Origin of the sequence: Clostridium sp. ATCC BAA-442, from assembly GCF_964239415.1 — a bacterium.
GTDB lineage: Bacteria > Bacillota > Clostridia > Oscillospirales > Oscillospiraceae > Flavonifractor > Flavonifractor plautii.
This window is the reverse complement of sequence record NZ_CAXSQB010000012.1, coordinates 7,078-15,208: the sequence shown is the minus strand read 5'-3', so window position 1 is coordinate 15,208 and position 8,131 is coordinate 7,078. Positions and strand designations below refer to the sequence as shown.

Below are 8,131 nucleotides of genomic sequence, written 5' to 3'. Positions count from 1 at the left end.
GGCGACTTCTTCGCCCCCGCCCTCCGCCTCCCAGGGGATGTCCCGCTCCCCCAGGGCGCGGGCGTAGTGGTGGAGCACCGTGTTGGGGGAGCGGAGTAAAATCACGATGTCTGCCGGGCGGACGGGCCGCTCGCCGCCCTCGCCGTCGGAGACAGGAAAGCCCCCGTCCACCAGCGCCCGGATGCGCTTGGCCGCAAAGCGGGCCTCGATGAGATCCCGGGCGGTCTTCTCCTCCTCCCCCTCGGCGGAGGCGTCCACCGCGTCCAGCTCCACGGCGTAGCGGCCGTCGGGCGGGAAGGGCGCGCCGGGATAGAGGGCCTCGTCGGCGGTGTAGTCCATCTCGCCGAAGTCGGCGGACATGACGCTGCGGAACACAAAGTTGGCCCCCTCCAGCACCTCCGGCCGGGAGCGGAAGTTCCGTGACAGGATGAGCCGCCGCTCCTCCCCCTCCGCCGCCTGGGTGTAGTCGGCGAAAGCGCGGTACTTGCCCAGGAAGATGGTGGGATCGGCCAGGCGGAAGCGGTAGATGGACTGCTTCACGTCCCCCACCAGGAAGAGGTTGGTGCCGTTCCGAGACAGGGCGGTGAAGATGGCGTTCTGCACCTCGTTGGTGTCCTGGTACTCGTCCACCATGATCTCGTCGTACCGGGCGGACCACTGGCGGGCCAGCTCGGTGGGGGCGCCGTCCTCCCCCACCAGCAGGCGCACCGCCATGTGCTCCAGATCGGCGAAGTCCACCATGCCCCGGCGGGCCTTCTCGGCGGCGTAGGCCCCCTCGAAGTCCTTCACCAGGGCGAACAGCCCCCGCACCGCCGGGTGCACCGCCCGGAGATCCTCCAGGAGATCCGCCCCGCAGTCCTCGAACCACTCCCCCAGTTTCTCCATCCGCTTTTTGCAGGTGCTCCGGATGGCCTTCACCTGCTCCGCCGCGTCGGGGCAGTCCACAATCTTCTTGCGCCCCGCCGCCGGGAAGGGGATGGGCAGGGCGGCCCGGGCCGCGTCCCACCCCCGCCGCGTCCCCTCCACAAAGGCGTCCAGGGCCGCCAGGGTGGCGGAGAGGCTGGGGGCGTAATTGGCGTCCAGATTGGCGTCGCAGGGGCACAGCTCCAGGGCCCGGGCGATCTTGTCCCGCCAGTAGGCCCCCTGCCGCCCCGCGTCGTCCAGCAGCAGGCGGCCCCAGGGGGTCTCCCCCGGGTCGTCTACCCCCTCCAGGGCAAAGGCCCGCTCCTGCCCGTCCAGCCAGGCGGCGGGATTGGGGTGGGCCTGCACCCGCCCCCGGATGTCCAGCACGATCTGCATGAGCCGGCTGTCGTCCCGCCCGGCGGACATGGTGTCCACCAGCCGGGCGAAATCACTCCCCTCGGCGATGTCCTCATAGCGCCGGTCCAGCACATCGTTGAGGGCGCGGAGCATGAGGATGCCCGCCTCCCCCTCGTCGCACAGGCGGAAGTCCGGATCCAGCTCCAGCAGGTGGCCGCACTCCCGCAAAAGCTGGGCGCAGAAGGCGTGGACGGTGGAGATCTGGGCCTTATAGACCAGGGTGGCCTGCCGCCGCAGGTGGGCGTCGGTGGGGCGCTCCGCCAGCCGGGCGGACAGCTCCTCCACGATGCGGCCCCGCAGCTCGGCGGCGGCGGCCTTGGTGTAGGTGATGACCAGGAAGCGGTCGATGTCCAGCCCCTCCCCCTCCACCCGGGCCAGGAGCCGCTCCACCAGTACCCGGGTCTTGCCGGAGCCGGCGGCGGCGGACACCAGCAGCCCGCCGCCCCGGTTGTCCACCGCAGCCTGCTGTTCACTTGTCAGGGAAAAGGCCATAGGGCGCTCCTTTCCGCTCAGCGGGGATGGGTTCGGTTCAGTCCTCCCACTTTTTGGCGTGGGCTTCGTTCCAGATCTCCGGGCTGCCCACGCCCACCTCGTCGTAGCGGTAGACGGGGTTCTTCCCCGCCCTGCGCTGCTTCTGGTAGTCCCTGAGCACCCGGATGGCCTTTCCGCCCAGCAGCAGGATGGCCACCAGGTTGACCAGGGCCATCAGGCCCATCAGCACATCGGCCAGATCCCACACCATGGAGAAGCTCATCTGCGCGCCAATGAAAATGGCGGCCACACAGGTCAGCCGGAACACCAGCAGCCCGGTCTTGGAGTCCCGGATGAAACGGAAGTTGGACTCGGTGTAGTAGTAGTTGCCCACCAGGGAGCTGAAGGCGAACAGGAAGATGGAGACGGTGATGAACAGGGGGCCGAAGGGGCCCACCTGGCTGTGCACCGCCGCCTGGACAAAGTTCATGCCCTCGGAGTAGGCGTCGATGGGCACGCCGGAGAGGAGCAGCATGAAGGCGGTGGTGGAGCAGATGAGAATGGTGTCGATGAACACGGAGAGCATCTGCACCAGCCCCTGCTTCACCGGGTGGGACACGTCGGCGGCCGCCGCCGCGTTGGGGGCGGAGCCCATGCCCGCCTCATTGGAGTAGAGGCCACGCTTGATGCCCTGCATGATACAGGACGCGCCGATGCCCGCGAACATGGCCTTTGGATCAAAGGCCTGGGAGACGATCATGGAGAGCATATAGGGCACCTGGCCGATGTTCTTGACGGTGATGAAGAGGCCCAGGGCGATATAGATGGCCGCCATGACCGGGACGATGCCGGAGGTGATGGCGCTGATGCGGCGTACGCCGCCGAAGATGCACAGGCCGGTAAGCAGGGCCAGCGCCGCCCCCACCACCGCGGGCCAGACGCTCTCGGAGTAGCCGGGCAGATAGTACTGGAGGGCGGAGCCGGCGTTGTAGGCCTGGAGGGCGTTGAAGCCGTAGGCGAAGCAGGCGATGAGCAGCACCGCGAACACCACGCCGAAGAACCGGCTGCCCAGGGCCTTCTGGATGTAGTAGGCCGGGCCGCCCACCCAGTTGTCCCCGTGCTTCTCCTTGTAGCACTGGGCCAGGGTGCTCTCAATGAAGGCGGAGGCCGCGCCGATGAGGGCCAGCAGCCACATCCAGAACACCGCGCCGTAGCCGCCGATGACCGTGGCCGCGATGATGGCGTTGGCCACCCCGGCGATGTTGCCCGTGCCCACCCGGGAGGCGGTGGAGATCATCAGGGCCTGGAAGGAGGAGATGTCCTTGCCGTCCTTTTTCTTCTCCCCCAGCACCCGCAGGGCCTCGGGGAACAGCCGGAACTGCACCCCGCGGGTGCGCACGGTGAAGTAGAGCCCCGCAAAAATCAGCAGGGCGATGAGAATATAGGTATACAGAAAGTTGCTGGTGTTGCTCAAGAGCGCTCCAAAATTGATCATGCGCAGATATTCCTCTCTTTTCATTTCTTTGCTTTTTACTATTGTGTGCCTGGAGTCAGCCCCCATCTCCAGGGGTACATCCAGCAGGGGACCCGCCCCTACGGGTTGCGCTCCCGGCGGTCGGAGCGTCCGACCAGATAATCCAGGGAGACGTCGAAATAGTCGGCCAGGGCGATCAGGCCATCAAAATCCGGCCGGTTTTTCCCCGCCTCATAATTGTGAACTGCCCAGCGGGACACGTTCAAGGCATCCCCGATCGCCTGTTGTGACACCCCTGCTTTCGTACGCAGCTTTGTAAGCCGCTCCTCAAAAGTGGCCATTTTCCGCTCCTCTCTTGACATGTGGAGTTATTCTCACTACAACGAGTATAGAGTTATTCTCAACAAAAGGAGGTTCTATCACGTTTGATCTCTTAGAATTACAGCAGTTGATGATCCATGAGACTTCTCCAGAATACCGCAAGTAGCTTGCCGTTGTCGATACTTACATGACCCGCCTTGGAAAGGGCTCCTCCGCCGCGTTCCTGGACGACTTCTGGTCGGAGCTGTGCAAGCTCTCCGCCATCGAGAGCGACGAACAGTTCCGCTCCGGGCTGTATCTGGGCTCCCAACTCATACTTGCTCTTTCGCAACCGCCTGCCAGAATTCCTCGCCCCTGACGGCAGGCAGGAAGCGCCGTCGGTCGCCGCCCCGACCCTCCTCGAAGTGACAGGCGGCGGCGTACTCGCACCACTGGCAGGCATTGTGATCCGGCCCCCGCCAGAAGGGGTCGGCGGCGATGTTGCCGGCGGCCAGCTCCCGGCCAATCTCCTCCAGAATCCGCCCGGTGTGCCGGGCCAGCTTACCCAGCCGCTCGGCGGAGACCAGCGCCTCGCCGGTGATGGCCCCGGCCTTGTTCACCTTCACGGGCAGGAAGCGGATGCCCGCCTCCCCCGGTTCCTCCATGGCGGCGAGCACCTCCGGCTCGTCCAGCACAATGCCGCGCCGCCGCAGCTCGGCGTCCACCTTTCTCCGGCGCTCGGCCTCGCTCATGGCCCGGCTGCCCGCGACCACCGCGTTCCGGGCGGGCAGGTAGAGCACGCCGACCGGGATGATCTCCCGGTTGTAAAGCGCTTCCCCCTCTCGCTCCAGGGTGAACAGGTAGAGCAACATTTGAAGGCCCATGCCGTTCCAGATATCCGTCAGATCAAAGGTTTTGCGCCCCGTCTTGTAGTCCACGACCCGCAGATAGAGCCGCCCATCGTGCTCCCAGCCGTCCACCCGGTCCACGAAGCCGGAGATGCTGACCGTCATGCCGTCCACACTCAGCTCCACCGGGGGCAGGTCCTTCCCCGCGCCGAAGCCCAGCTCGAAGGAAATGGGCTGGAACTGAGATGCGCGCAGCTCCTCCGCCACGTTGTCCACCACGGCGTACACCGATTTGAGCAGCCGCCGGAACAGGTAGCGGAAGCGGGCGGTCTCGTGCTCCATCCCGCCCAGCTCCTGGCTGACGTACCGCTCCACCGCCGCCTGGGCCAGGGTGCGCAGCTCCTCCGCCGGAACCTCCTTCACGCCACCCCGCTCCCGGCAGGCCCGCAGCACGTGCTCCAGCACATAGTGGACGAAGGTGCCGTACTCCGGGGCCTGGAACCCGGCGGCCCGCCGGGGCTCGGCTTTCAGGCCGTACTGCATAAAGTAGGAGAAGTGGCAGGACTTGTACTTGTCCATCCGGGAGGCGGACATGGGCACCCGCCTCCCATAGAGGGCGTCCACCGCCGGGCGGGTGAGCCGCCCCCGCTCCATGCGGGCGGCCCGCTCCATCCGCTCCACCAGGGGGGCGTATTCCGGCAGGGCGCGCAGGGCCGCCCCGGCCTGGGGGAACCGCCCCGCCAGCTCCAGGGCGGGCCGGGGGGCCGCCAGCCGGAAGGAGCCGTCCAGCCGCCCCTCCTCCACCCGCCGGGCCTGGGGGAACAGGAAATTCAGCTTGGACTGGAGGAAGGAGGGCCGCCGCTCCTCCCCGTCCGGCCCGGCCGCCGCCCAGCTCAAATAGAAGCGCCGCTGGGGCAGGGCGCAGGTCTCGTAGACGATGGTCATCTCCCGGTACAGCTTGTCGGACAGCCGGGGGGCCAGCTCCAGCCCGTAGGAGGCCAGCAGGCTCCGGTCGTCGTCGTTGAGCAGGCCCGGCGACGGCGCGGCGGCGGGGATGGCCCCGTCGTCCGCCCCCAGCAGGAACACCACCGGGCAGGCCCGGTGGGCCAGGCGGGGCATGTCGCCCACATTCACCCGGTCCAGGGACACGGGGATGGAGCCCACGTCGTACTGGGAGAGCACCAGGGCAAAGAGCTTGGAGAACTCGTCCAGCTCCATGGGGGCGTCCCCCAGAATCTGGGCGCACTGCTCCAGGCCGCCGCAGAGGATCTCCCAGAGCTGGGCATACTCCTCCGCCAGCGCGGCCTGCCCCCGGCGGTTCAGCTCCTCGGTGCGCTGGGCCAGCCGCTCCGGCACCCCCGCCGCCTCCAGAAAGGCGTAGAGGGCGGCCGCCTGCCCCCGGCCCGTCTTGTCCGGGTTCTTCCGCAGGCCCTCCAGGGTCTGGGCTACCTGACGCCGCAGCGTGTTGAGCCGGGCCAGCAGGGCCCGGTCCCCCTCGGAGAAGGGCAGGCCGTACCCTCTGGGGTGGTTCGCCCAGTCCCGCGCCCCCGTCCAGGCGCTCCCCTCCAGGCTCCACTTGAGCACGTAGTTCTCCAGCAGATCCACGTCCTCCGCCGACAGGCCGGTGAGCCCGGTTTTCAGATAGCGGAACACGTCGTCATAGCGGTAGCCCCCCGACGCGGCCTCCAGGGCGGAGGTGATGAGGGCCAGAATGGGCTTTTGCAGAATGTCGCTCATCCGGCTGAGGAACACGGGCACCCCGTACCGGGCGAAGATGGTCTCGACGAGGGAGCCGCAGCCCTCCAGGCTGCGGGCGCACACGGCAATGTCCCGGAAGCGGTAGCCCTCCTCCCGCACCAGGCGCAAAATCTCCGCCGCCGTCCACTCCACCTCGGAGTAGGGGCTGTTGGCCTTCAGCATGGTGAGCTCCTCCGCCTCGCCCGCCCAGGGGTCGGGCCGGGGGGCGAAGAGCTGGCCCTCCAGGTGGGCCAGGGCCGCCGTCTTGGGTCCGGCCCCGCCGGAACGCACCTCAATTTCCCGGGAAACGCCCCGCTCCTGGGCCAGCCGGAGGAGCTGGCGGGCGGTGCGGCGGGCGGGGGAGAAAATCCCCGCGCCCCCCTCGTCCTCCTCCAGCTTGTCGCAGGTGAGGGCCACGGTGACGGAATTGGCCTTCCCCAGCAGGGTGGAGAGCACCGCCCGCTCCTGGGGGGTGAAGTCGGTGAAGGCGTCCAGGTAGAAGTCCTTCCCCGCCGCCCAGTCCTCCCGGGTGAGCGCCTCCGCCAGCCGGGTCAGCCGGTCCCGGGGGTCGGCCCCCTGGCGGGCGGTCATGGCCTCGTAGGCGCCGTAGATGAGAGAGAGGTCCCGCAGCTTGTCCCCCTCCCCGCCGCCGCTCTCCTCCCCCGCGGTCCAGAGCTGCTCCGGGGTGATGCGGCAGGTCTTGAGCTCGTCCACCGTGGCCAGCAGGCCGGAGAGAAAGGCGGGCTTGCGGGAGGGGCGCTGGTACACCCGCAGCTCCGGGGCCACCGACCTGAGGGCGGCGCACAGCAGCAGCAGGCGGCCGCCCCCGTCCAGCGCCGGGGCGGCTAAACCGCCGTACACGGAGAACACCCGGTTGGCCAGCCGGGTGAAGGAGAGCACCTCGGCGAAGAGGGACACCCGGCTGCCTCCGATGGCGCAGAGCTGGCGCTCCATGCTGTGGGAGTGCTGCTCGGGGACGATCAGAATCTGGGGCCGCCCGTCCCCGGCGGCCATGGCCTCCAGCAAGGCGCGGGTCTTTCCCGTCCCCGCCCGGCCCAGCAGCAGCTTGAGTATGTCTCTCCCCCCATTCTTTGGTCAGATATTAAATTATATCATATCCCGCCCCGCCGCGCAATCTTGGACAGCGGGGACTTCCCCGTTGAGCACGTCCCTCCGATATGCTACAATAAACAATATCGCAATTTGGAGGTGAGGCAAATTGGACGCACAGATCTTCTGGAAGGTAATCGGGGCCTATAATATGGATACATGGGGCCTGCAAATCGTCCTCTTGCTCGTTCTCCTGGTTATGTTCGCGCTGTCCTACACCCAAAAGGCACCATGGGCGGCAAAGTTTGCCCTCGGAATCGCAAACTTGTGGATCGGTCTCGCTTTTTTCGCCCGTTATGGATCAGAACCTATCCAGAAGTATTTTGTGCTTCCGCTCTATCTGCTCTTCGGCATTCTGTTCCTGTATGAGAGCAGGCACAACGGAGCGGATACGCTCCAAAAACCCACCGCCGTGCAGGCCCTGCTTCTGCTGCTCTGGCTGCTTTACCCCCTCGTCTCCCTCCTTCTGGGAAACGCCTTTCCGCAAATGGTGACACATATTATGCCCTGTCCCATTGTCAGTCTGAGCATCACGGTCTGTGCGGGTTACCGGTACAAGAACAGGCTTCTCCTTGCTCTTCTGACTCTTTGGGGGCTGACTGGGATTAAATCGATCTTTTTTCACGCCTATGAGGACACAATTCTCCTGCTCTGCGGCCTGTATGGGGCTGTACAGCTTGTCATGGCCGTAAGGTCGGCTAGGCGGAACTAGTTTTCAAAGGGGAGCGGCGTTTCGCTGTTCGGGGTGCTGGCGGAGGAGCGGAAGCTCCATCTGCTCCATACCGCCGTCCACAACGGCATGACCGAGCTGGTCTATGTCCCCCGCTAGTCTCCATGCGCGCGAGACGGGGGGGGGGGGGGGGGGGGGGGG

Annotated in this window: 5 protein-coding genes; 1 reads left to right on the top strand and 4 read right to left on the bottom strand. The window is 66.7% G+C overall.

All coding sequences use genetic code 11. The features are described 5' to 3' along the window. The 4 genes from ACESY8_RS07225 to ACESY8_RS07210 form a co-directional block, all read right to left on the bottom strand. A partial coding sequence (locus ACESY8_RS07225) for a UvrD-helicase domain-containing protein (RefSeq protein WP_498794681.1) occupies positions 1-1,812 on the bottom strand: 1,812 nt, incomplete at its 3' end. 37 nt (positions 1,813-1,849) lie between these two features. Continuing rightward, the gene (locus tag ACESY8_RS07220; protein ID WP_054338491.1) at positions 1,850-3,286 is read right to left on the bottom strand and encodes an alanine/glycine:cation symporter family protein; all 1,437 of its coding nucleotides are present in this window, start codon (positions 3,284-3,286) and stop codon (positions 1,850-1,852) included. Positions 3,287-3,384: 98 nt separating this feature from the next. Next, on the bottom strand, positions 3,385-3,606 hold the full coding sequence (locus ACESY8_RS07215; protein ID WP_009259567.1) for a helix-turn-helix domain-containing protein: 222 nt from the start codon (positions 3,604-3,606) through the stop codon (positions 3,385-3,387). A 291-nt stretch (positions 3,607-3,897) separates the two neighbouring features. Then, positions 3,898-7,176, bottom strand: coding sequence for a PD-(D/E)XK nuclease family protein (locus ACESY8_RS07210; RefSeq protein ID WP_498794680.1), 3,279 nt, complete (start codon positions 7,174-7,176; stop codon positions 3,898-3,900). Positions 7,177-7,369: 193 nt separating this feature from the next. Here ACESY8_RS07210 and ACESY8_RS07205 point away from each other — a divergent pair, with 193 nt between their 5' ends. Then, positions 7,370-7,972: a DUF6064 family protein gene (locus ACESY8_RS07205; protein WP_024723183.1), complete on the top strand. Its 603-nt coding sequence runs from the start codon at positions 7,370-7,372 to the stop codon at positions 7,970-7,972. The last annotated feature ends 159 nt before the right edge of the window (positions 7,973-8,131 follow it).

What these genes read in the sequence shown, in the direction of transcription:
- ACESY8_RS07220 (WP_054338491.1), bottom strand. Translation starts at nt 3,286, where the DNA reads ATGATCAATTTTGGAGCGCTCTTGAGCAACACCAGCAACTTTCTGTAT.
- ACESY8_RS07215 (WP_009259567.1), bottom strand. Translation starts at nt 3,606, where the DNA reads ATGGCCACTTTTGAGGAGCGGCTTACAAAGCTGCGTACGAAAGCAGGG.